This window comes from Pseudanabaena sp. CCNP1317 (genome assembly GCF_034931345.1).
GTDB classification, from domain to species: domain Bacteria; phylum Cyanobacteriota; class Cyanobacteriia; order Pseudanabaenales; family Pseudanabaenaceae; genus Pseudanabaena; species Pseudanabaena galeata.
The window spans coordinates 122544-143547 of record NZ_JAYGIF010000055.1; the positions used below are offsets into that span (position 1 = coordinate 122544).

17 protein-coding genes are annotated in these 21004 nt (G+C 44.0%); 11 read left to right on the forward strand and 6 right to left on the reverse strand.

From position 1 onward, the window contains the following. Positions 1 to 10: 10 nt before the first annotated feature. The 3 genes from VB775_RS10810 (at position 11) to VB775_RS10820 (ending at position 4606) form a co-directional block, all read left to right on the forward strand. The gene (locus VB775_RS10810; protein ID WP_281005544.1) at positions 11 to 1366 is read left to right on the forward strand and encodes a TldD/PmbA family protein; all 1356 of its coding nucleotides are present in this window, start codon (positions 11 to 13) and stop codon (positions 1364 to 1366) included. A 184-nt stretch (positions 1367 to 1550) separates the two neighbouring features. Further along, positions 1551 to 2744 carry a bifunctional phosphopantothenoylcysteine decarboxylase/phosphopantothenate--cysteine ligase CoaBC gene (coaBC, locus tag VB775_RS10815; RefSeq protein ID WP_281005545.1) on the forward strand — a complete coding sequence of 398 codons (1194 nt, stop codon included), beginning with the start codon at positions 1551 to 1553 and terminating at the stop codon, positions 2742 to 2744. A gap of 260 nt (positions 2745 to 3004) precedes the next feature. After that, a complete protein-coding gene (locus VB775_RS10820) occupies positions 3005 to 4606 on the forward strand; it encodes a SpoIID/LytB domain-containing protein (protein ID WP_281005546.1) in 1602 nt (533 codons plus the stop codon). 257 nt (positions 4607 to 4863) lie between these two features. On the opposite strand, the gene VB775_RS10825 is transcribed toward VB775_RS10820, so the two are convergent. Together VB775_RS10825 and VB775_RS10830 are read right to left on the reverse strand one after the other, a co-directional pair. Next, positions 4864 to 4980 carry a Photosystem I reaction center subunit IX gene (locus VB775_RS10825; protein ID WP_071590168.1) on the reverse strand — a complete coding sequence of 39 codons (117 nt, stop codon included), beginning with the start codon at positions 4978 to 4980 and terminating at the stop codon, positions 4864 to 4866. Positions 4981 to 5087: 107 nt separating this feature from the next. Further along, entirely contained in the window at positions 5088 to 5663 is a 576-nt protein-coding gene (locus VB775_RS10830) for a Photosystem I reaction center subunit III (RefSeq protein ID WP_281005547.1), read from the reverse strand. Positions 5664 to 5954: 291 nt separating this feature from the next. Between VB775_RS10830 and tsaD the strand changes: the two genes are divergently transcribed. After that, positions 5955 to 6980, forward strand: a complete 1026-nt coding sequence (gene tsaD, locus VB775_RS10835; protein WP_281005548.1) for a tRNA (adenosine(37)-N6)-threonylcarbamoyltransferase complex transferase subunit TsaD — start codon at positions 5955 to 5957, stop codon at positions 6978 to 6980. A 133-nt stretch (positions 6981 to 7113) separates the two neighbouring features. Here the strand turns inward: tsaD and VB775_RS10840 are convergent, their stop codons facing one another. Beyond that, the gene (locus VB775_RS10840; RefSeq protein WP_281005549.1) at positions 7114 to 8499 is read right to left on the reverse strand and encodes a 1-acyl-sn-glycerol-3-phosphate acyltransferase; all 1386 of its coding nucleotides are present in this window, start codon (positions 8497 to 8499) and stop codon (positions 7114 to 7116) included. Positions 8500 to 8698: 199 nt separating this feature from the next. On the opposite strand from VB775_RS10840, the gene VB775_RS10845 reads away from it, so the two are divergent. Together VB775_RS10845 and VB775_RS10850 are read left to right on the forward strand one after the other, a co-directional pair. Then, on the forward strand, positions 8699 to 9004 hold the full coding sequence (locus VB775_RS10845) for a hypothetical protein (RefSeq protein WP_281005550.1): 306 nt from the start codon (positions 8699 to 8701) through the stop codon (positions 9002 to 9004). Between the two features lie 110 nt (positions 9005 to 9114). Further along, positions 9115 to 9900 (forward strand): carbonic anhydrase, encoded by a 786-nt coding sequence (locus tag VB775_RS10850; protein ID WP_281005551.1) that lies wholly within the window; start codon positions 9115 to 9117, stop codon positions 9898 to 9900. Between the two features lie 464 nt (positions 9901 to 10364). On the opposite strand, the gene VB775_RS10855 is transcribed toward VB775_RS10850, so the two are convergent. Continuing rightward, positions 10365 to 10667, reverse strand: coding sequence for an ArsR/SmtB family transcription factor (locus VB775_RS10855; RefSeq protein WP_323216787.1), 303 nt, complete (start codon positions 10665 to 10667; stop codon positions 10365 to 10367). Between the two features lie 139 nt (positions 10668 to 10806). Between VB775_RS10855 and VB775_RS10860 the strand changes: the two genes are divergently transcribed. Next, on the forward strand, positions 10807 to 11889 hold the full coding sequence (locus tag VB775_RS10860; RefSeq protein WP_281005553.1) for an alkene reductase: 1083 nt from the start codon (positions 10807 to 10809) through the stop codon (positions 11887 to 11889). A gap of 221 nt (positions 11890 to 12110) precedes the next feature. Here VB775_RS10860 and VB775_RS10865 read toward each other — a convergent pair whose 3' ends face one another. Further along, positions 12111 to 13502 (reverse strand): aldehyde dehydrogenase, encoded by a 1392-nt coding sequence (locus VB775_RS10865; RefSeq protein ID WP_281005554.1) that lies wholly within the window; start codon positions 13500 to 13502, stop codon positions 12111 to 12113. 111 nt (positions 13503 to 13613) lie between these two features. On the opposite strand from VB775_RS10865, the gene VB775_RS10870 reads away from it, so the two are divergent. Both VB775_RS10870 and VB775_RS10875 read left to right on the forward strand, forming a co-directional pair. After that, positions 13614 to 14408, forward strand: coding sequence for an E3 ubiquitin ligase family protein (locus VB775_RS10870; RefSeq protein WP_281005555.1), 795 nt, complete (start codon positions 13614 to 13616; stop codon positions 14406 to 14408). 339 nt (positions 14409 to 14747) lie between these two features. Further along, a complete protein-coding gene (locus tag VB775_RS10875) occupies positions 14748 to 17603 on the forward strand; it encodes a zinc-dependent metalloprotease (protein ID WP_281005556.1) in 2856 nt (951 codons plus the stop codon). A 92-nt stretch (positions 17604 to 17695) separates the two neighbouring features. Here VB775_RS10875 and VB775_RS10880 read toward each other — a convergent pair whose 3' ends face one another. Next, the gene (locus VB775_RS10880) at positions 17696 to 18532 is read right to left on the reverse strand and encodes a TPM domain-containing protein (RefSeq protein ID WP_323216789.1); all 837 of its coding nucleotides are present in this window, start codon (positions 18530 to 18532) and stop codon (positions 17696 to 17698) included. 88 nt (positions 18533 to 18620) lie between these two features. Between VB775_RS10880 and ylqF the strand changes: the two genes are divergently transcribed. Both ylqF and VB775_RS10890 read left to right on the forward strand, forming a co-directional pair. Continuing rightward, entirely contained in the window at positions 18621 to 19460 is an 840-nt protein-coding gene (gene ylqF, locus VB775_RS10885) for a ribosome biogenesis GTPase YlqF (RefSeq protein WP_281005557.1), read from the forward strand. A gap of 246 nt (positions 19461 to 19706) precedes the next feature. Beyond that, entirely contained in the window at positions 19707 to 20606 is a 900-nt protein-coding gene (locus VB775_RS10890; RefSeq protein WP_281005558.1) for a DUF2887 domain-containing protein, read from the forward strand. Positions 20607 to 21004: the final 398 nt, after the last annotated feature.

The following is a 21004-nucleotide window of genomic DNA, read 5'->3' on the forward strand; positions in this document are numbered from 1 at the left end:
TAATTTTTTGATGAGCAGACATCTAGAAGAACAAGCACTAGAAAAAGCGTTTTATCAACTTGCCGATCGCTTGATTGATAGTCTGCATCAGGGTGAACACCTAACGATTAACTTGGAGAGTGAACGTAGTCAATTCACCAGATTTAACCATGCCAAAGTCCGACAGTCAGGAGTGGTCGCTGATGGGAACGTGACCATTTTGCTAATTTATAATCAGCGTGAAGCTTTTGCTAAGTTTCCGTTTACAGGCGATCGCGAAATTGATATGGCTTATGCGATCGCTAATCTTGAATATCTCAGGCAAGAAGTTGCCCAAATCCCTGAGAACCCTTATCTAGTCATTCCTGAGAACCAAGGCTCAAGTCGCGAGGTTTATCAAGGTAATTTGTTAAAGCCAGAGGAGGCGATCGCCACAATTCTCGCGCCAGTGAATAATGTTGATTTTACTGGCTTCTATGCTTCAGGTTCGGTAATTCGCGCTAACGCGAATTCCGCAGGTCAAAGACATTGGTTTGCGACGGATTCTTTTTTTGTGGATTATTCGATGTTTGTCCAGACTGATTCAGGCGAAAAAGCCGTCAAAGGTATTTATGCTGGCAAAGATTGGGATGCACAAGCTTATAAATTACAGATTAATCGCTCTCAGCAACAATTAGTAGCATTGCAAAAGCCAAGTAAAACGTTAGAGCGTGGTCAGTACCGTACTTACTTTGCGCCTGCGGCTTCATCGGAGCTATTGGGCTTTTTGACTTGGAGTGCGGGGGAGTCTGGTTTGCAGCAGAGTAGTAGCGCTCTTTTAAAGTTAAAAAACCAAGAAAAAGCTCTCTCACCTTTACTATCCATTAGTGAAAACTTTACCTATGGGAATGTACCGCGTTTTAACGATTTAGGCGAGGTTGCTCCTGAATATTTACCCATTATTACTGAGGGAAAACTTGTTAATACTTTGGTAAGTTCGCGCAGTGCCAAAGAATATGGCAAGATTGCTAATGGTGCTGATGAAGGTGAATCGATGCGATCGCCTGAAGTTGCCGCAGGGAGTTTAGCTGAGTCTGACATTCTCAAACAGTTAGATACGGGACTCTATCTATCCAATTTGCATTACCTCAATTGGAGCGATCGCAGTGGTGGTAGAATTACTGGGATGACTCGCTATGCTTGCTTCTGGGTTGAGAATGGTGAGTTTATCGCTCCCATTGAGAATCTACGTTTTGATGATAGTATCTATGAGTTTCTTGGCGAAAATCTCGAAGCTTTTACCAATTTTCGTGAATTTATTCCTAATACAGGAACCTATGAAACGCGATCGCTTGGCGGTATTCTCGTCCCAGGCATGTTAGTACAAGACTTTACCTTCACTCTCTAAAAAACGATTGGGTTGCCTCTCGTGCGCTAATAATCCATTACGAGCGAAATGTGGGTTGTAAAACACCCGTTAAGTAGATGGGCATAATTAATTACAAACCCAAACCCGTAAAGTTGCGCCCCTGCGGGGCGCAACTTTACGGGTTTGGGTAATTTATTCTGCACAGGTACTTAAAAGACAAAAAATGAATCACGTACTAATTGGAATATCTGGCGGCATTGCTGCTTATAAAGTTTGTGAGGTGGTTTCGAGTCTAGCCAAACGTGGAATCGAAGTGCGAGTAATCCTGACGCGATCCGCCTCGGAATTTGTGACTCCACTTACCTTTGCGACACTCTCGCGGCAACCAGCTTATACTGATGTAGACTTCTGGCAACCGAGTAATGGTAGACCCTTGCATATAGAGTTAGCAGAATGGGCGGATGTAATTTTATTAGCACCCATGACCGCAAACACCTTGGCGAAAGTAGCCTATGGAATGGCTGATAACTTACTTACAAATACCTTACTCGCGGCTGAATGCCCAATTCTATTTGCTCCAGCGATGAATACGACGATGTGGTTGCAACCTACTGTTCAAGAGAATTGGCATAAAGTTTTGACATTCTCCAAATATACCGCGATCGCACCGACCGATGGAATCCTCGCCTGTGATGCAGTTGGCACTGGACGGATGGCAGAACCAGAAATAATTTTGGAATATCTAGAGTCTTTTCTGTTTACCCAAGGGAAACAAGATCTTAAAGGAAAGAGGATTTTAGTGAATGCTGGCGGAACAAGAGAATTTATTGATCCTGTCCGCTTTATCGGCAATCCATCCACAGGAAAACAAGGACTTGCGATCGCCAAAGCAGCTATTCATCGCGGAGCAAAAGTTACCCTCATTACTTCTAACTCCTCGCCGCTAGTGGGAAGTGGTTTAGGGGTGAAGACAGTCCGTACTTCCGCCGAAATGCACCAAGCTATGCTCGAAGAATTTCCTAACGCTGATATTACGATTGCGGCGGCGGCTGTTGGTGATGTGCGATCTAAAATGCAAAGTGATCGTAAGCTACCAAAGTCAGAAATCCCCTTAAATTTAGAACTCGAATATATTCCTGATATTATTGCCGATCTCGCCACTCGTAAACGTCCTGATCAAATACTGGTGGGATTTGCTGCTCAAACTGGAACTGAGGCAGAGGTTATGACCGCAGCACAAGAGAAATTGCAGCGAAAAGGACTAGATGCGATCGCGGCTAATGCGGTCAATACTTCTTTAACAGGCTTTGGCACTGATACCAATCAAGCCATATTTATCCACAAAGAGGGACATGAGCAAACTACTCCTCTCTGCTCAAAATTAGAACTTGCCCATCGCTTATTCGATTTCCTATAGCAATGTCAGATCGACGAAAGCGAAAAATGGTAAGAATCGCTAAGCGATTCTTACCATTTTCTGCCATTTGCGTCGTGCATCGCACGCCGCAAATGGCTATATTGAACTCACGTTATAGCAATGTAAGTTTTGCTAATAAAAACCAAAAGATGAGTGGCGGCGCTTCGCGCCGCCACTCATCTTTTGGTTTTTGATTTGTCCTAGCTATCTCTCTAGAGTGGGTGTAAAATATCTAAGTTTTAGAAAATATTGGGCTTGACATGCTAAAAACTTTCGGTATCGTTCGCCAAACCGTAATAGTGACTATTTGTTCATTTACACTCACAGCAGGTGAATTTGCTCAAGCTCAATCCGACTCTAACCCCATCTTAAAAATTGGCATTGTGCAACGTTTTGGGGAAAGACCTCAAGATCGGCTGACACTAAAAGCAAGAGCAGGTGGACAACTGACACTTTCCTTCCCATCGGCTGATGGTACAAGTACCCAGACTATTACCAGCGATCGCATAGTGATCGAAATCGCCTCCCAGCCATTATCGCCACCAATTCTCGAAGAGAAGATCGTTCTGAGTAATCATCGTAGTTTTGAGAATGCGGCTGCGAGTGCCTTCCATTGGGGAGAGAAAGGAATTCAAACAGAAATGGCACAACCAAGACGCTGGCAAGTTTGGGCAAAGCGTGAAGTCTATGACTCAATGTTATTGCGCTATTTGATGTTTTATACCCTGCGATCGCAAGGTAATTTAACCGTGCAACTCGATCGCCGTGTATTGCCTCAAAAAGCGATCCCCTCCTTTACGGTCGGAGATTTTCGATACAATCGCGATCGCCTTGATGTTAGTAGCAGTACAGGAATTGTGGAAGTTAGCTATCAACGCGAGAATAAAGCCGAAATTAGCAATCGTCCCTATGCAGGTACACTCAGATTACAACCCAATGCCCACCAAAATTTTACGCTAGTTAATAATGTTCCTTTGGAAACCTATGTGCGTGGTGTGGTTCCCCATGAAATTGGGTATAACGCTCCCTATGCCGCAGTCCAAGCGCAAGCAATTTTAGCCCGTACCTATGTGTTGGCAAGTTTGCACCGTTTCAAAGTCGATAACTATGAACTCTGTGCCGATACGCAATGCCAAGTCTATCGAGGGTTAGAAGACACAACAGTAGTGGCTGATCGGGCGATATCTGATACTAGAGGCTTAGTGCTGACCTACAACAATCGCGCGATCGATGCTTTGTATTCCTCAACCACAGGGGGCATTACCGCCAACTACAACGATATTTGGGATGGCACACCACGCCCCTATTTACAATCGGTTTTGGATCTTGCTAAGCGTCCAGAAAATATGCGATCGGCGAATATTAGTGACGATAAGAATTTGAAAGCATTTTTAGCACGCCAAGAAGGATTTAATGAGGTAGGGTGGAAAAATCTGCGATGGCGGAGAGTTGGCACGTTAGAAGAATTGCAAACATCTTTGAAAAGGTATTTGCGCTTCTCTGGAGATAACACAACTAATTTTAATGCAATTAAACAATTGCAAGTATTAAAAAGAGCTACTTCAGGAAGAGTCTTAGAGATGGAAGTAACCACCGATACTGGCAAAATCATCGTCAGGAAAGATGAAATCATTGATGCGTTCGATCCACCTGACAGCACATTTTTTAAACTAGAGCCAATTTATCAAGATAAGGTATTAACTGGATATGCTTTTATTGGTGGCGGTTTGGGGCATGGAGTCGGCATGAGTCAAACAGGTGCTTACAATTTGGCGCGTATGGGCTGGACTTACGATCGCATTCTCAATTTCTATTACACAAACGTCCAGCTAGAAAAGCTACGTCCCGAACATTACCAATAACTGATGTTACGTGGAACTCAGATGATGAATCTCTTGCTGGTAGCGTAACAGGGCAACCACGGGGGGATTGCCCCTACTACAATAATTTATATTCTGTAGGGGCTGTGCCTCCGTGCCAGCCCTAGACTTATATGATCTCAGGAATTGTATACACGTAACTCTCCACAATAAAAAAGAGATAGCACGGCGTGCTATCTCTTTTTTATTGTGGAGAGTTAAATTAAGAGCCTTGCTCTTAATTTAACTCTTTTCCAAATTTAGAAAGGAAATGTCAGGGTGTCTGGGAATAAGCGGTTAGCTTCAATCAATACACCAGCCGTAATGGTCATCCATACAGCAGCTAAAACAGGAGCAGATGATAAGAAACCTTTCAATGGAGTTCTCCTTTTAAATAGTTTTGATAAATTCTCTAAGTGGAAATATGCTGGGGATAATTTTTAAAAGCTTTGCAAAACAAAGCTTTTAAAAATTACTTGCATATCTAGCGAGGTGAGACGGTAACTTCGTTTTCAGGAGCTACTAGTTCGCCAGTACCAAATTCTTTGAGAGCAGCAAGGGGCCATGCAAAGCCAGTTAGCATGTACTTAACAGCTAGAGGAAGATCGATGAGGATTTCCTTTTGAGCTGCGGTTGCTGTGTCCTTACGGATCGCAATGAGGTAAGCACGACCTACCCAGCCAATCCAACCAGCGATGTATAGGAACATCAAAGCAGGAATAGTGAATTCGCCAGCGCGATCCCAACGACCATCACTGATCAAGTGAGGTAGACCATCATCTCCACAGAGTAAGCCTGCTTGAGCATACTTAGCAAAGCGTGCTTCAGTTTGAGCGATTTTACCTTTGAGGTACTCCGCAGGACCACTGCCAGCTTTGAAGTTAGCTAGACGAGCGGTGTAACCATCAACTTCTGAAGCCAAACGATCTTGGAATGCAGAGGATGTAGCACAGGGAGTCAAAGCATTGAATGAGAACTCTGCATATGCAGCAGGGGTTGCAGCAAGGCTTACGCCAAACCACAAGCTAATAACTAAAATGAGAGCAAAAAGTCTTTTCATGGACTAACCTTAATTTACCTTGGTTTAAGATAGGCAAAAATAACGAGATTTTCGTTTGAGAACTTAGCCTCAGATCCTATATCAGCGATCGCGCCTTGGTAAAGCAATCTTCACATCCTGTAAAGTAAGTTATTAATTAGGGGCTGTTAGCTATTAGCTATTAGCTGTTAGCTTTGGGCTTTTTTAGAAGAATATCAAGGCTACCAAGTGTTTATGTATCATAAGTAAGTCCACTAAAAGCTAAAAGCTAAAAGCTAAAAGCTAATCGCTAAAAGCTAATCGCTAATTAAAATGCCAACTATTCTTGCGATCGAATCTAGCTGTGATGAAACTGCGGCGGCGGTGGTATACGATCGCCAAATTCTTAGTAGCGTAGTTTCATCGCAAATTCAGACCCATGCACTCTATGGCGGCGTTGTGCCTGAGATTGCGGCGCGTCAGCATGTGGAGACGATTAATCCTGCGATCGCCCAAGCCTATCGTGAATCGGGTAAAACATGGGCTGATATTGACGGGATTGCGGTGACGACTGCCCCCGGACTAATTGGCTCGCTGATGATCGGCGTAACAGCGGCGAAAACCTTGGCAATGCTGCATAAAAAGCCTTTGATTGCCGTGCATCACCTTGAGGGGCATATATGTTCAGCTTTGTTAGCTGATCCAGCTTTGGAGCCACCTTTCCTATGTTTACTAGTCTCTGGCGGACATAGCAGCATTATTTTGGTCAAGGACTACACCGACTATCAGGTGATGGGTAAAACCCGCGATGATGCGGCGGGTGAGGCTTTTGATAAGGTAGCAAGGTTGTTAGGTTTGGGTTACCCTGGGGGCCCAGCAATTGACAAAATTGCGATCGCGGGAAATCCGAAAGCCTACAAATTGCCACAGGGAAGAATCCCCGATTTTCCCTATGATTCCAGTTTTAGCGGCTTAAAGACTGCGGTATTGCGCTTAACCCAAAAGCTAAGTCCCAATGGCGAAGAGTTGCCGATCGCGGATATTGCGGCTAGTTTCCAAGAAACCGTAGCGGCGGCTCTAGCTATAAGGACAATCAAATGTGCGCTTGAGCATAATTTATCGACAATTGTGGCGGTCGGTGGTGTGGCGGCGAATAGTGCTTTGCGATCGCGTCTGGTAACAAGTGCGGCAGAGCATGACATTCGTGCCATTTTTCCGCCTTTGAGTCTATGCACGGATAACGCGGCGATGATTGGCTGTGCGGGAGCGATTCATCTGGCACGCGGCGAAACTTCGTCGATGAATATTGCCACGCGATCGCGCCTAAATCTCGAAGATTGCCAAAGCTTATATTCATAAAAAAGCGTTAAGCCCTCACCCCTAGCCCCTCTCCCGCAGGAGAGGGGAACAAGAAATCTAATTTCCTCCCCTTCTCCTGCGGGAGAAGGGGTTGGGGGATGAGGGGCGTGTCAGGCATAGTTAAGGCTTTTGTTTACATAACCGAGGGTAAGACTAAATTTTTCATGGCAACATGAATTTCTTCAGTCAGTTTTTTTGTACATTCTTTAGCAGAGTTACGACTGGATTGATATTCGGATAGTCGCTCAGAAACTGAGAGGGGTTCAGCCACCGAGATGGTTAATTTGCGATCGCCAAAGTGAGGAGTTTCTTTAAAAGCCGAATCTTGATTGCGTTCGGTGACGCGCTGCAACACACTCCACATTAATTTCAAAACTTCGATATAACGGCTAGGGCTAGGATGTTGGCGTACATAATCACTAGTAACACCAATAATGCTTTCAGCAATTCGCATATGCCAGTTGCTATAGCTGGCTTCGAGAGCTAACTGATCGGCAAAGCCACGCTCTACTTCCGATAACTGCTCAAGATCCTTAATGTCATTGCGAAAAATGCGATCCCATCCTGCTTGTTCGAGACGGCGACAGCGATCGATGGGTGTACCCTTTGCCTTGATGCCAAAATTCATTTCGGCAACGCTCAAAATGCGCTCAGCCAACTCCTGCAAATTGATTGCCAAATCATCAGAATTGGTGTTTCCGCTATCAATTTTGGCATAGTTACCATAGAAATTTTTGTAATAATCACTAACCCACTGCACTAAGTAACTACCTAAGTCGTAAAGTCTTTGGTATCTGGTATCGGTAGTAATTGCAGGTTTATTAATTCCACATTCTTTTTCAATTGTGGCGATCGTTTGATCGATTTTGTCCCAAGCCTCGGTCGAATATTCGTATTGAATCCCCACAGGAATGATTAACATTTCCTCGGTACGCCCTTCTTTTTGCAAATCTTCGGCAGCCCAAAATCCGATCTGAGCGATCCCTGGTTCTAACTCCGCAACGGTTTCGCTTTTACCGTTTGTGCCGCCTTCTGGAGCCATCGAGAGTGGTACATCTCCATGAGTAATTTGCTTACGCATCAGGTTTAAAGCTGGGCGATCGAGCTTGCCGCGAAAGATCGAAATCCCACCCAATGCTGGAAATAGCCAATTAATATAGTCCCCAGCCCATAGAGAAATGCCGCGATCGTACACAAAACCACTATGGGGTAATGTCGTTAGTTTGATCCCCATTTCTCGCGCTTGTTCTGGTACTGCGTAGGCTAACAGATATAACATCGCAAAGGGATCATCTGTGGTGGGATGCCGAAATGCAAGCATATATCGGGATTTACCATCCTGAAACTTTTTGGTGGCTTCAACAAGGCGATCAATATAGCGGGTTTCAATCTGCTTAATGCCACATTGCCACCGCAACCAAAAAGGCGTTAACAGCCGTATGATTTTCAATATGAATTGATTGGCTTTGGGCGGATGAACTTTGAGAGGTGGTTGGACGCGAGTCAGATCTACTGCCATGATTTCCTTTGTATGTATAGCAATACGAATTAAAACACGCAAAGCGTATATTCGCGATTTTAGCTTTTTTACAAACCAAATAAATTTTAGTTAAGCCATAAAACCCAAAAGAGAGTGGCGGCGCGAAGCGCCGCTTCGCTCTTTTGGGTATAATTTCAGCTAAAGTCCTTTTCGCAACAAACTTTAAACAAGGCACTCTATGCTGACAAATATACCTGCGGTATTAAATGATTTTGGAACATATTTGAAAGCTAGTGGTAAAAGGTTTCAATGGATTGCCCCTAAGAAAGGTACTAAATTTCGGACGATCGCATGGTCAAGTGGCACGATGTTACTTTTGCGAGTCATGCTCCCAAACCGTAGATATGCAGTGGCAAGAATATATTGTGCAAATCAAGAGATTTTACAAAAAACTCATCAACACTTAATCAATGGCGATCGCCTATCCGTAAAACTGGGCTTTCAGTTAACGCGATCGATCTGGTGTACGATTCCGCAAGTATAAAAAAAGGGGCGCAAAGCGCCCCCTTTTTTTATCGACACAAATCGCTATACACTAGAGCATTAGCAATAAAACAAGCGATAAATTGCTGCATCCAAGGTCAACACTGGTATATGAGAAAGCTACTAAAGGGTTTACACAAGTTTCAATCGTCCTATTTCCCTGCCAATCAAGAGATTTTTGAACAACTCGCCGAAGGACAAAAACCGCGAGTATTGTTTATCACTTGCTCCGATTCGCGGATTGTGCCGCATCTCATTACCCAGTCAGGTGTTGGCGAACTATTTGTAATTCGTAATGCAGGGAATTTAGTGCCGCCCTTTGGTGCTGCTAATGGTGGTGAAGGTGCAGCGATCGAATATGCGATCCATGTGCTTGGTATCGAGCAAGTAATTATTTGCGGACATTCTAACTGCGGTGCGATGAAAGGTCTGCTCAAGCTAGAAAAGCTGAGAACCGAAATGCCTCTGGTCTATGAATGGCTTCAACATGCTGAGTCAACGCGCCGACTGATTCAAGAAAATTATTCTGATATTAAAGGTGAAGAACTTTTAGCAATTACGATGGCGGAGAATGTCGTCACCCAAATCGAAAACCTGAAAACCTATCCCGTAATTCGCTCTAAATTGCATCAAAACAAGATGTCTATTTATGGCTGGATTTATGACATTGAGTCGGGTGAAGTGCTTGCCTACAATCCTGAAACTGACGAGTTTGAGGTTCCCCAATCTTTGTTAGCCAGTGCGCCCAATGAACATTTTGTGCATACTGATGCCCCCCCCATTCCATCCGCCTATCAGAACGATGCAACTAAATCTCAATCTAAAAATCCTGGTGATTTAGCTTCATGGATGTCCATTGAGCAAGCCAATCGCATCTATCGCGGTTCAGTAAGATAATTAAAGGCGGTGCAAAGCACCGCCTTTAATTATCTTGCCGCTCAAATTTATCCGATAATCAAACAAAATCTACATTAAGGTTTTATTTGATTTGCGCCCCCAGCAATTTGTTTCAGTAACTGATGCTACGTGGAAGGAATTCCTGCGACCCTCAAGGTTGGGGGCTGGCACGGGGGGCTGGCACGGGGGGCTGGCACGGGGGGCTGGCACGGGGGGCTGGCACGGGGGGCTGGCACGGGGGGCTGGCACGGGGGGCTGGCACGGGGGCGCAGCCCCTACTAGTTCAAAATTGTACAGGTAGGGGCAATGCCCCCGTGCTTGCCCTGTCACGCTAGCAGTAGGAGATTCATCATCTGCGTTCCACGTAACATCAGTCAGTAAGACAGTATCTAAAGTTCTATTCTTTCTATTCTATGGGCGCTAATGATTAATGATATTAACAAAAACTACACTTTGTAAAGCTTCTACTTGATAGCATCCAAAATAGAATCTAGTAAATTGGGAAATCTTGCATCTAAATCCTCTCGGCGCAAGGAATTATAATGTTGCGTCCCTTCTAGGCGCGTATACATAATTCCCATATCGCGCAGAACTTTAAAATGATGGGATTGAGTGGATTTGCTCATTTCTAGACAAAACTCGCCACAGGTAATTTCTTCCTTAGTCGCTAACATTTTCACGATTTGTAAGCGCGTTGGATCGCTGAGTGCGTAGAAAACACCAGTAAGAGAAATATTTTCGCGATCGGGATGATGATATTGACGCATTACAAAAAGCCGAACCAATGAAATTGATGAAAATAGCAAAGCTATTTTCATCAATTTCATTATCCCATGATCTTACATAAATTTCTATTGTTCGCGTATAATCGAACAATAGAAATTTATGTAGTCACTAATTAATCCAATGAGCGCTCCCCTTCTCTCCTCAGTTAAGCTTGGTCGTTATACCTTGCCCAATCGAATTGTGATGGCTCCCTTAACACGCAATCGGGCTGCTGCTGGTAATGTACCTACAGCCTTAAATGCTCTGCACTACGAACAAAGAGCTTCCGCAGGATTGTTGATTACCGAAGCAACACAGGTTTGTCCTGAAGGTTTGGGCTATCCCAATACCCCTGGAATTTATGCTCCTGAACAGGTGGCAGGCTGGAAACTGGTTACGGATGCAGTTCATGCTAAGGGTGGCAAAATCTTTTTACAGCTTTGGCATGTGGGCAGAATTTCCCATCCAGACTTACAACCCAATGGCATATTGCCTGTCGCCCCATCGGCGATCGCCCCTGAAGGTGAATCAGCGACTTACACAGGCATGAAGCCTTACGTTACACCTCGCGCTTTGGAATTAGCTGAAATTCCTCAAATTATTGAACAATATCGTCTCGGTGCAAAAAATGCTCTCGATGCGGGTTTTGATGGCGTAGAAATTCACAGTGCAAACGGATATCTATTAGATCAATTTTTGCAAGATAATTCTAATCATCGCACCGATATTTATGGTGGAGCGGTTGAGAATCGCGCTCGTCTATTGCTGGAAGTAACCGCCGCAGTTATGGATGTATGGGGTAGTGATCGCGTGGGAGTGAGACTTTCTCCTAGTGGCACATTTAACAGTATGTATGACTCCAATCGTGCTGTTACTTTTGGCTATACAGTGAAGGAATTGAATCGCTTTAACCTTGCCTATCTACATCTAGTCGCGCCTAGAGTTGAAGGTTTTGGCTCTGCTGAAGATCAACCTGATCTTGGGGCTGATTTCTTCCGTCCAATTTTTAATAATCCAATTATTACTGCGGGTGGTTACAGCTTTGAGACTGGTAACGAAGCGATCGCATCTGGATCGGCAGATCTGGTTGCCTTTGGTCGTCTCTACATTGCTAACCCTGATCTCGTAGAACGATTTGCGGCAAATGCTCCATTAAATACACCTGATCGCAATACCTTCTACGGTGGTGATGAGAAAGGTTATACCGACTATCCCAGCTTGTAAGTAGCTAGGCATAAGCCTAGAAAGCTGTCCCGCCCACTTAGCGGGCGGGACAGCTTTCTAGGTTTATGCTGCGCCCCACACGAAATTTTACGGGTTAGGGTTTGGAATTACAGCAATTACCAATCAAACCCAAACCAACAAAAAAAAGAAAGCGTTGCTTCGCAACGCTTTCTTTTTTTTGTTGGTTTGGGTTTGAGCGCAAAGCGTTGTAAATAGCCCGTCTACTTAATGAATTTTTTCAAGCTATCAAGAGTCATTGTGTAAGGGGGATAGCGCCATTTGAGATCAAAGCGAAAAGAATTTTTGAGGACACTCTTACGATGGGAAAAAGTATCGAAACTTGCCTTGCCATGATAATTACCCATACCGCTATGACCTACACCGCCGAAGGGAAGCTCTGGATTGCCTAAATGCATAATGATGTCGTTGAAACAACCGCCACCGTAGGATGTCTCTTGGATAATGCGCTCCTGATTCTGTTTGTTGCTAGAGAAGAAATACAAGGCTAGTGGTTTTGGATGAGCATTAACAAAAGCGATCGCTTCTGAAAGTTGGTCATATTCTAAAATTGGCAAGATTGGACCAAAGATTTCCTCAGCCATGATTTTTGAATTAGGAGACACCGCCTCAATTAGAGTCGGTGCAATAAAGCGATCGCTTTTATCGCTGTTCCCACCGATTAGTACTTTACCTTCATTTAGCAAACCTACGAGGCGATCAAATTGGCGATCGTTGACGATACGAGCCAAGTCAGGGCTTTTTTGAGGATTCTCTCCGAAGAAGGCTTGAACATGAGTGACTAACTTCTCAATGAGCGCAGACTTAATACTTTTCTGAACCAATAGATAGTCAGGTGCAACACAGGTTTGTCCAGCATTATAGAACTTACCCCAGACAATCCGCTTCGCAGTAATTTCTAAATCACAGGTTTCATCGATAATACAAGGGCTTTTACCACCAAGTTCTAGGGTGACAGGAGTTAGATGTTTTGCCGCAGCTTCCATTACAATTTTGCCGATCGCAGTTCCACCAGTAAAGAAAATATGGTCAAATTTTTCGGCAAGTAAGGCTTGATTGGTCTCAATCCCACCTTCAACGGCGATTACAAAATTAGGCTCGAAGTTATCGTTAATGATTTTAGTGATCGCACTGGAAGTATGCGGCGTATGTTCTGAAGGCTTGAGAATGGCGCAATTTCCTGCGGCGATCGCCCCAATCAGAGGTTGAATTGTCAGGGCAAAAGGATAGTTCCAAGGCGCAACGATCAATACTACGCCTAGAGGTTCAGTATAAATATAACTAGAACTTGGAAATAAGTTGATAGGAGTTCCCACCTTTTGGGGCTTCATCCAAGCTTTAAGATTTTTGAGAACAAATTTAATCTCTGAGAGGGTGACTAAAATTTCACTCCCAAAAGCCTCGATCGCGGGTTTGCGTAAATCGGCATAAACAGCATCAAGAATTAGCTGTTCATGTTCTTTAATCATTTGTGAAAGCTTATTTAGCTGAGTAACCCGAAAATTATAATCTTTGGTTTGACCTGAGGCAAAAAAAGTGCGTTGCTTGGCGATCGCGACTTGGATATCAAGACTACTGGCAGGTATGGTGACCATAATTTGTAATTCGTACTTTGTAATTCGTAATTTATAAAATTGAGTTCTAGCTCAAGGTTAACCTATGTTAATTTTAAGCCATAGCAAAAGCGCATATATACTGCAAAGACTATGGCAATTTTTGGCGGCATTCTAATCGTAATCGGTATCATTCTATTTTTTGTCCAAAAGAATTACAGTACGAAACTACAAAGTATTAAACTAGCGACAGCCTCAACAGTAGGGGAGTTACAACGGATTGCTAGTGAAATTGCAGGTGAGATTGGCAGTGGAAATTTACGAGAATACGTGAAGGTGCGCGGTATTATTCGTAGCGATCACCCTTTAATTTCGGAGCTTAAACAGGAACCCTGTGTGCATTACACCATGAAGGTGGTCAGGGAATATGAGGAGCAACAGACAACTCGCGATAGTGAAAATAAAACCCGCACCGAAACTCGTCGGGGTTCAGAAACGGTGTCAAGTAATAGTCAAGCAATTCCATTTACTTTGCGAGATAATTCTGGCGAACTTGTGGTTAATCCTTATGGTGGCAATATTGAGACTGTTCAAGTCTTAAATGAGTTTCGACAAGAGAGTACAAGTGGTTCTTCGATATCTTTTGGCGGCTTTAATTTATCCCTCGGTGAGGGCATGGGTGGTAGACGCACAATTGGTTATCGTTATACGGAGTCAATCTTGCCCTGCGATCGCGAGGTTTTAGTAATTGGTACAGCGGCTGATGAGGGTGGGCAAGTTACTCTTCGGAAGCCGATCCAATCTGACAAAAAGTTTATTATTTCCCTCAAGAGTGAAGAGGAATTAGCCAAGTCTACGGCAAATGCTGCCAAAGGTTTTCTCTATGGTGAGATTGCTTGTTTTGCGATCGGGGCAATTCTATTGGTTTTAGGATTAATTTTGAAATAGTGAACATTACAACTCCTTAATTACTGATGTTACGTGGAACTCAGATGATGAATTGCTTGCTGCTAGCGAAGCAGGGCAACCACGGGGGGATTGCCCCTACCTCAATAATTTAGATTCTGTAGGGGCTGCGCCCCCGTGCCAGCCCCAGACTTCCGAGATCGCAGGAATTGCTTCCACGTAACATCAGTTAATTAGAAAGGCGGCGCTTCGCGCCGCCTTTCTAAATTAGGTGAATTTTAGAGAATATGCTAAATTTCCATAAAATATTTAGACTAATTGCTGCAAGTACACCTAAAGTGGGTAGTCTGTCTTAACAAAACTCATGTCAGAGGCGCGGAAATGAAGAGAATTCGATTTTGGATAGCAATTTGCCTTAGTTTTTTTCTTGTACTAATTTCTCATCCATTTATCGAGAGATTTTCTCCCATTTACGCCCAAGTTCCTCTTGTTACTAATACTCCTCCTCTACCTAATATCCAAGGACAGGACAAACCTGCGCTACAGCCATTTGACCAATTAATCAAAGATTATCAAAAATTAGCGGGGCTATTTACGCTTTATCGCCATAAAGAGACGGGTAAAATCTTTGCCGAAATTAAACCTGCACAACTTAATCGCAACTTTTTGGCAGTGATGACCCTTGAATCGGGGCTAGGTGAGCGCGGTCTCTATCGTGGTATTCCTTTGCGTGACTTGATATTCACCCTGCGCCGCTTAAATAACAATTTGCAATTTGTGGTTCCAAATACTAACTTTCGCGCTCAGCTAGGTGACCCCCAAGAGCGATCGCTTAGTCAATCATTTAGCGACTCGATTTTGATATCACTGCCAATTCTCAGTATTCATCCTCAAAATAAATCTTTTTTAGTCGATTTAGATCCCTTGATCTTGAGTGATATTTTACCCAGTTTGAGTAAAACTTTGGCTGCACAACTTGGTACTTCCTTCACAGCCGATCCCAGCAAATCCTATATCAGCAATGCGGAAGCCTTTCCCAAAAATATTGAACTGGAGTCAGTATTTGGATTTATGGGATCAGTAATACCGACTTCAGGATTTAGTAATTCCAATCTAGCTACCTTACCTGATAGCAATAGTTTTACACTCAAAGTCCGTTATAGCCTATCTCAACTACCAACTCAAAATGGCTATCGTCCTCGCCTTGCTGATGAACGAATTGGCTATTTTGTGACAGCCTATCAAGACATCTCCAAAAGCTCGGCAAGAACTCCGTTTGTACGCTACATCAATCGTTGGCATTTAGAAAAGCAAAATCCTCGCGATCCAATTTCTCCACCAAAACAGCCGATTACCTTTTGGATAGAGAATACGGTTCCTTTAGAATATCGGGCTGCTGTGCGGGAAGGTGCATTAATGTGGAATAGTGCCTTTGAGAAGATCGGGTTTAAAGATGCGATCGTTGTTAAACAAATGCCCGATCGCACTGATTGGAATCCAGCCGATGTTCGCTATAACACGATCCGTTGGTTCAACTCAGTTGATGGTTTCTTCGCGATGGGACCATCTCGCACTAATCCCTTAACAGGTGAGATTCTCGACGCTGATATTATTATTGACAGTAATTTGGTTCGAGCCATCAAGCAGAATTTTGGCAGTATCACTCAGCAAAATAGTTGGCAAAACTTAGCTTTTCTGTCGCGTTTGACGGGTAATCCGCCTCTATGCAGTTCTGGAATGGATGCGCGGCGAATGCGCTACGACAAACAGGCGATCGCCTTGCTGCAAAAACAAACGATTTCCCCTAAGTTCAATGACAACCTGTTTATGTCTAGGGCCAGTGATTTGTGCTATGGCATGGAAGCAGTGGAACAGTTTAAGGTGGGTGCAATGTCTCTATCACTGTTTGAGAACATATTGCCCAGTAGCGATCGCATGAAAGACTATATCAATCAATTTGTGCGAGAAGTTACAGCCCATGAAGTCGGACATACCTTGGGTTTGCGCCATAATTTTCATGGTAGTGCGATGCTCTCACCTGCGGAGTTGAACAATACTGAAATCACTCGCAAACGTGGTTTAGTTGGTTCTGTAATGGATTACAACGGTGTAAATCTTGCGCCCCAAGGAACGAAGCAAGGTGATTTCTTCACCAGTAAAATTGGAGCCTATGACGAATGGGCGATCGCCTATGGATATACTCCAATCGATGCGATTATTCCTGCTGGTGAGCTAAAAGAACTAGAAAAAATCGCTAAGCTTGCTCCTCAATCAGAACTAGCCTATGCCCCCGATGAGGATGCATTTGCGGGACTTGATCCTATGACCCAAGCCCATGATTTGAGCAATGATTCTATTACCTATACTCAATGGCAGTTTGACAATGCTCGCGTCATGTGGAACCGCATCGAAAAGCGTTACCCAGGTAAAGGTGTAAGCTTTAATGATACGAAAGTTGCCTTCAATCAGGTGTTTGGACATTATGCCTCTAATTTGTTTACCTTAGTTTCCTATGTGGGTGGGCAATCCTTTAACCGTTATCGTTCTGGTGATGCGATCGGGCGATTACCCTTTGAGCCAGTTCCTCTATCAAAGCAACGGGAAGCGATCGCCTCAATTCAAAAAAATCTCTTTTCAGCCGATGCGCTCAACTTTTCGCCCAATCTGTTGAATAAACTAGCTCCATCCCGTTGGTATCATTGGGGAGCTTCACCGCAATACTCTTCTCTAGACTATCCAATTCACGATCGCATTCTCTCTTTGCAAACCTTTGTTCTAAGCGATTTACTGTCTTCAGAACGCTTGCAAAGGCTACGTGATACGGAACTAAAAACCTCTGCTGGTGAAGCTCTGACCTTACCTGAACTGTTTGACACGCTAATGCAAGGTATTTGGACAGAAGTAATACAACCAACTAATGACTTAACCCAAGTTTCGAGTCTGCGGCGTTCACTTCAGCGCCAACATATGAATCTATTAGTCAATTTGGCTCTCCGCAATCGTCTCTCCTTAAACAAAATCGATAATTTCCTTGATCTTGTCGTTGGGATGCAAACCATTAATCCACCTGAAGATGCCCGTACCCTTGCGTGGTATCAACTGCGTCAACTGCGCGATCGCCTTGCGAGTGTATTGCGAGATCGTGGTGACAGGCTCGACACCTATACAAAAGCCCACCTCGAAGAAGCAAATGATCGCATTGCCAAAGCGATCGACTCCAAGTTGCAAGCTCAATAAAGCGCTGAAACCAGAACTGTAATTATTGTAAAAAGTGCTGCTTCGCAGCACTTTTTACAATAAAGAAAAGCGGCGCGATGCGCCGCTTTTCTTTATCTTGCTTCAGTTGATGGAGTCACTCGCCTTGGCGAAGGAATCAAATAGGCAATTACCGCGCCACCGACAAAACCCGCCACATTGCGAACAATGGGAACCCATTCACTAGTGCGCGTCAGTACGGGTCCTAAACCAAACGAGATAAACAACATGCCCCAAAGTGGTGTAAAGATTAAAGCCCATTTCCAAGCAAAGATTTCACCATCTTTCCGAGGATGTCCCGCGAATCCAAATACAACACCACCGACAATGGAAGTAATCAAAGTCAAAATCCATTGCTCTTGAGGAATCCCAGGAACAACAGCGCAACCATCTTGATCGAGACAGGTAGCGATCGCATCAATAGCCGACAAAATTGATTGATCATAACCCTGTTCACGGACATAGAATTGGTTGCCATATCGCGATTGCAACTCAATCCAGAAGCTACGAGATAGCAATGGATAAATGGCATCACCAACACTAAAATTTAACAAGTTGCGTCCGCGTGCATCCGCTACTAACATCACACTATTATCATCTAATCCCCAAAATTCTTTAACTGCACGTCCGGGGGTGCGATCAACTTGAGTAAGAACACGCAATTTCCAACCTGTTTGCTCTTCAAATTTGGTTAACTTTTGATCTAGAGCTGATTCTTCTGGATCAGTCAAAAAACGTCCCAAATCAATAACGTTTGTATACTTTTCAGGCAATAGCTCTGGGGCATCAAAGGCTTGAGCAGCAGGAATATGGGTAAAGGCGATCGCTAAGGGAAGAAACATGGCGATCGCGATCGCGCCAAATCTTTGAGCGAATCTCCGAGCAAATTTTTGTAGATTGAGCTTAATCATGATTTTTGTTAAAAGTTAATCTTAATATTTCTTAATATCTTAGCAGCAGTATATAGTTAAAGATACTTTCTCTCTGTATTTTTTTCCTATGGCAAGCCCAATTCAATGGTATCCAGGTCATATCGCCAAAGCTGAAAAGCAGTTGTTAGAACAACTAAAATTGGTGGACGTGGTCATTGAGGTGCGTGATTCGCGCATTTTGATGTCTAGTAAGCATCCCAAAATTGAAAAATGGGTGGAGGGAAAGTCGCATATCTTAGTATGCAATCGCATTGATGCCATTTCTTCAACGGTGAAAACGCAATGGATGCGCTGGTTTACCGAGCAAGAACGCATGGCATATTTCACCGATGCACAGGCTGGCAAAGGCATGGTGGATCTGCTCAAGGCGGCTCAAGTTGCAGGCGAAAAGGTAAATGAACGGCGGCGTGGTCGGGGCATGTTGCCGCGTCCTGTGAGGGCTGTAGTCGTCGGCTTCCCTAATGTGGGCAAATCGGCGCTAATTAATCGGTTACTCAAGAAAAAAGTGGTTGCTAGTGCTAATAAACCGGGGGTTACGCGCCAGTTACGTTGGATCAGGATTTCTGACGAGATCGAGTTGTTAGATACCCCTGGGGTAATTCCACCCTTGCTCCATGATCAAGATGCAGCGATGAAGCTTGCCATTTGCGATGATATTGGTCAGGCGGCTTACGACAACGTATTAGTGGCGGCGGAAGCAGTGGATCTGCTGATCCAGTTAAATGCCAAGCTGAGCAGCCGTTACGTCATTGATCCAGCAACGGTAACTTCAGGAATCGAGTATATCCACGAAGTTGCAGCCTTAAATAAGTTTCAAGGTGATTTAGATAAAGTTGCTAGGTTGATTTTATATGACTTTCGCAAAGGGAAATTAGGGGCGATCGCGCTAGAAATGCCGCCTCAATAACATTAACAAGCCGAATGAGTTCATATCCACTACTACAAGCCCAAGAGTCTTGAAATTATTCTTATCCTAAAGCGCAAAATGGCGTACATTTTGCGCCTTGAAAACCCTTACTGGGTTTGTTTTTTAATTCATAAAAGTATTGCCACACTTTTATGAATTGGTATGACTTGAGAGCGATCGCGCTATATGCATGAATGGTAGCTGTAAGCTTGCGTTCCTGCGTATAAAATTCGCTAAAATAAGCCAATGCGAACTGACACGATCTTTTTTCAGCTATTTCAAACCTTTGATAGTTTGTTGTTTGAGCTAGTAGGACTACCACCTGAAGCTTCAGAGGGCTATCGCTTTACTTCTGTGGAGATCAAGGAAAAAGCCTTCCGCTTTGATGGTATTTTTATCCCAGATTCAATTGATAAAAATATTTGGTTTGTGGAGGTTCAATTCCAAAAACGAGCCGAATTTTACTGGGAGTTTATCGGTGAGATATTTCTGTATCTGAGTCAGTACAAGCCAGCGCATGATTGGCAAGCGGTCGCCATTTTTGCGAAGCGGAGCATTGAGCCTGAGATACCTAAGCAATTTAGGATACTATTTGCGGGTGGGCATATTGAACGGATCTATCTGGATGAGTTGCCAGAGTCTGAGTCATTGAGTTTGGGGCTTGTGAGGTTGATCGTTGCGCCGAAGAGGGAAACGGTAGCTCTGGCGCAGCAGTTGGCTAGTAGGGTGGGGCAAGGCGATCGCGAGAGGATGATAGAATTTATTGAGACAGTTTTGCTTTACAAGTTTCCGCAAATGAGTCGAGAGGAGGTTGAGGCGATGTTTACGTTAGGTGATCTCAAAAAAACAAGGGTTTATCGGGATGCAAAGCTTGAGGGTAAGCTCGAAGGCAAGCTTGAGGGCAAGCTTGAAGGTGAAAAAATTGGCGCACAGCGTGGTCAAATATTAGGACAGCAGCAGGGGCTAAAGCAGGGGCTAAAGCAAGCTGTGGTAAGGCTATTGACGCGGAAGTTTGGCAAGGTGTCGCTGAAGACGGTTAAGCGCCTCGAAAAGTTGTCGGCTGAGCAGTTGGAGGAGTTGGCGGAGGCGGTGTTGGATTTTGTGAAGGTGGCGGATTTGGAGGCTTGGTTGGTAAGTAAAAAGTAGAAAGGAAAAAGGAAAAAATTTGTAAATCTGTAGGGGTCAAGCATTTGCGCCACAATTCTTAAACTTCTCAAGAAATTTCTGTACGCAAATGCTTGACCCTCTTGGCGGTTTATAGGTTATCTGTGAATGCGAGAGGTTTGGGCGTAGCATTACCGTTTAGAGGTTGTGGTGAAATGCCTAAATAGTGGCGGTAATGCTACGCCCCTACGATAATTTTTACTTTCTACTTTTTCCTTTTTCCTTGATTTGGTGAATGCTAAAAACAATCGGGGAGAGAGAGGTATAAAAAAATTTAGTGATATATTGGCTGTGCGGATGGTAGGGTTTGGGATGTAATCGCGCCCGAAAGCCCCAAAACTCCACCACTTTTTCCTTTTGCCTTTCTACTTTTTCCTTGA

Excerpts from the sequence above, each read along its gene's own strand:
- VB775_RS10810 (WP_281005544.1), top strand. The coding sequence starts at position 11 with ATGAGCAGACATCTAGAAGAACAAGCACTAGAAAAAGCGTTTTATCAA.
- coaBC (WP_281005545.1), top strand. The coding sequence starts at position 1,551 with ATGAATCACGTACTAATTGGAATATCTGGCGGCATTGCTGCTTATAAA.
- VB775_RS10820 (WP_281005546.1), top strand. The coding sequence starts at position 3,005 with ATGCTAAAAACTTTCGGTATCGTTCGCCAAACCGTAATAGTGACTATT.
- VB775_RS10830 (WP_281005547.1), bottom strand. The coding sequence starts at position 5,663 with ATGAAAAGACTTTTTGCTCTCATTTTAGTTATTAGCTTGTGGTTTGGC.
- tsaD (WP_281005548.1), top strand. The coding sequence starts at position 5,955 with ATGCCAACTATTCTTGCGATCGAATCTAGCTGTGATGAAACTGCGGCG.
- VB775_RS10840 (WP_281005549.1), bottom strand. The coding sequence starts at position 8,499 with ATGGCAGTAGATCTGACTCGCGTCCAACCACCTCTCAAAGTTCATCCG.
- VB775_RS10845 (WP_281005550.1), top strand. The coding sequence starts at position 8,699 with ATGCTGACAAATATACCTGCGGTATTAAATGATTTTGGAACATATTTG.
- VB775_RS10850 (WP_281005551.1), top strand. The coding sequence starts at position 9,115 with ATGAGAAAGCTACTAAAGGGTTTACACAAGTTTCAATCGTCCTATTTC.
- VB775_RS10855 (WP_323216787.1), bottom strand. The coding sequence starts at position 10,667 with ATGCGTCAATATCATCATCCCGATCGCGAAAATATTTCTCTTACTGGT.
- VB775_RS10860 (WP_281005553.1), top strand. The coding sequence starts at position 10,807 with ATGAGCGCTCCCCTTCTCTCCTCAGTTAAGCTTGGTCGTTATACCTTG.
- VB775_RS10865 (WP_281005554.1), bottom strand. The coding sequence starts at position 13,502 with ATGGTCACCATACCTGCCAGTAGTCTTGATATCCAAGTCGCGATCGCC.
- VB775_RS10870 (WP_281005555.1), top strand. The coding sequence starts at position 13,614 with ATGGCAATTTTTGGCGGCATTCTAATCGTAATCGGTATCATTCTATTT.
- VB775_RS10875 (WP_281005556.1), top strand. The coding sequence starts at position 14,748 with ATGAAGAGAATTCGATTTTGGATAGCAATTTGCCTTAGTTTTTTTCTT.
- VB775_RS10880 (WP_323216789.1), bottom strand. The coding sequence starts at position 18,532 with ATGATTAAGCTCAATCTACAAAAATTTGCTCGGAGATTCGCTCAAAGA.
- ylqF (WP_281005557.1), top strand. The coding sequence starts at position 18,621 with ATGGCAAGCCCAATTCAATGGTATCCAGGTCATATCGCCAAAGCTGAA.
- VB775_RS10890 (WP_281005558.1), top strand. The coding sequence starts at position 19,707 with ATGCGAACTGACACGATCTTTTTTCAGCTATTTCAAACCTTTGATAGT.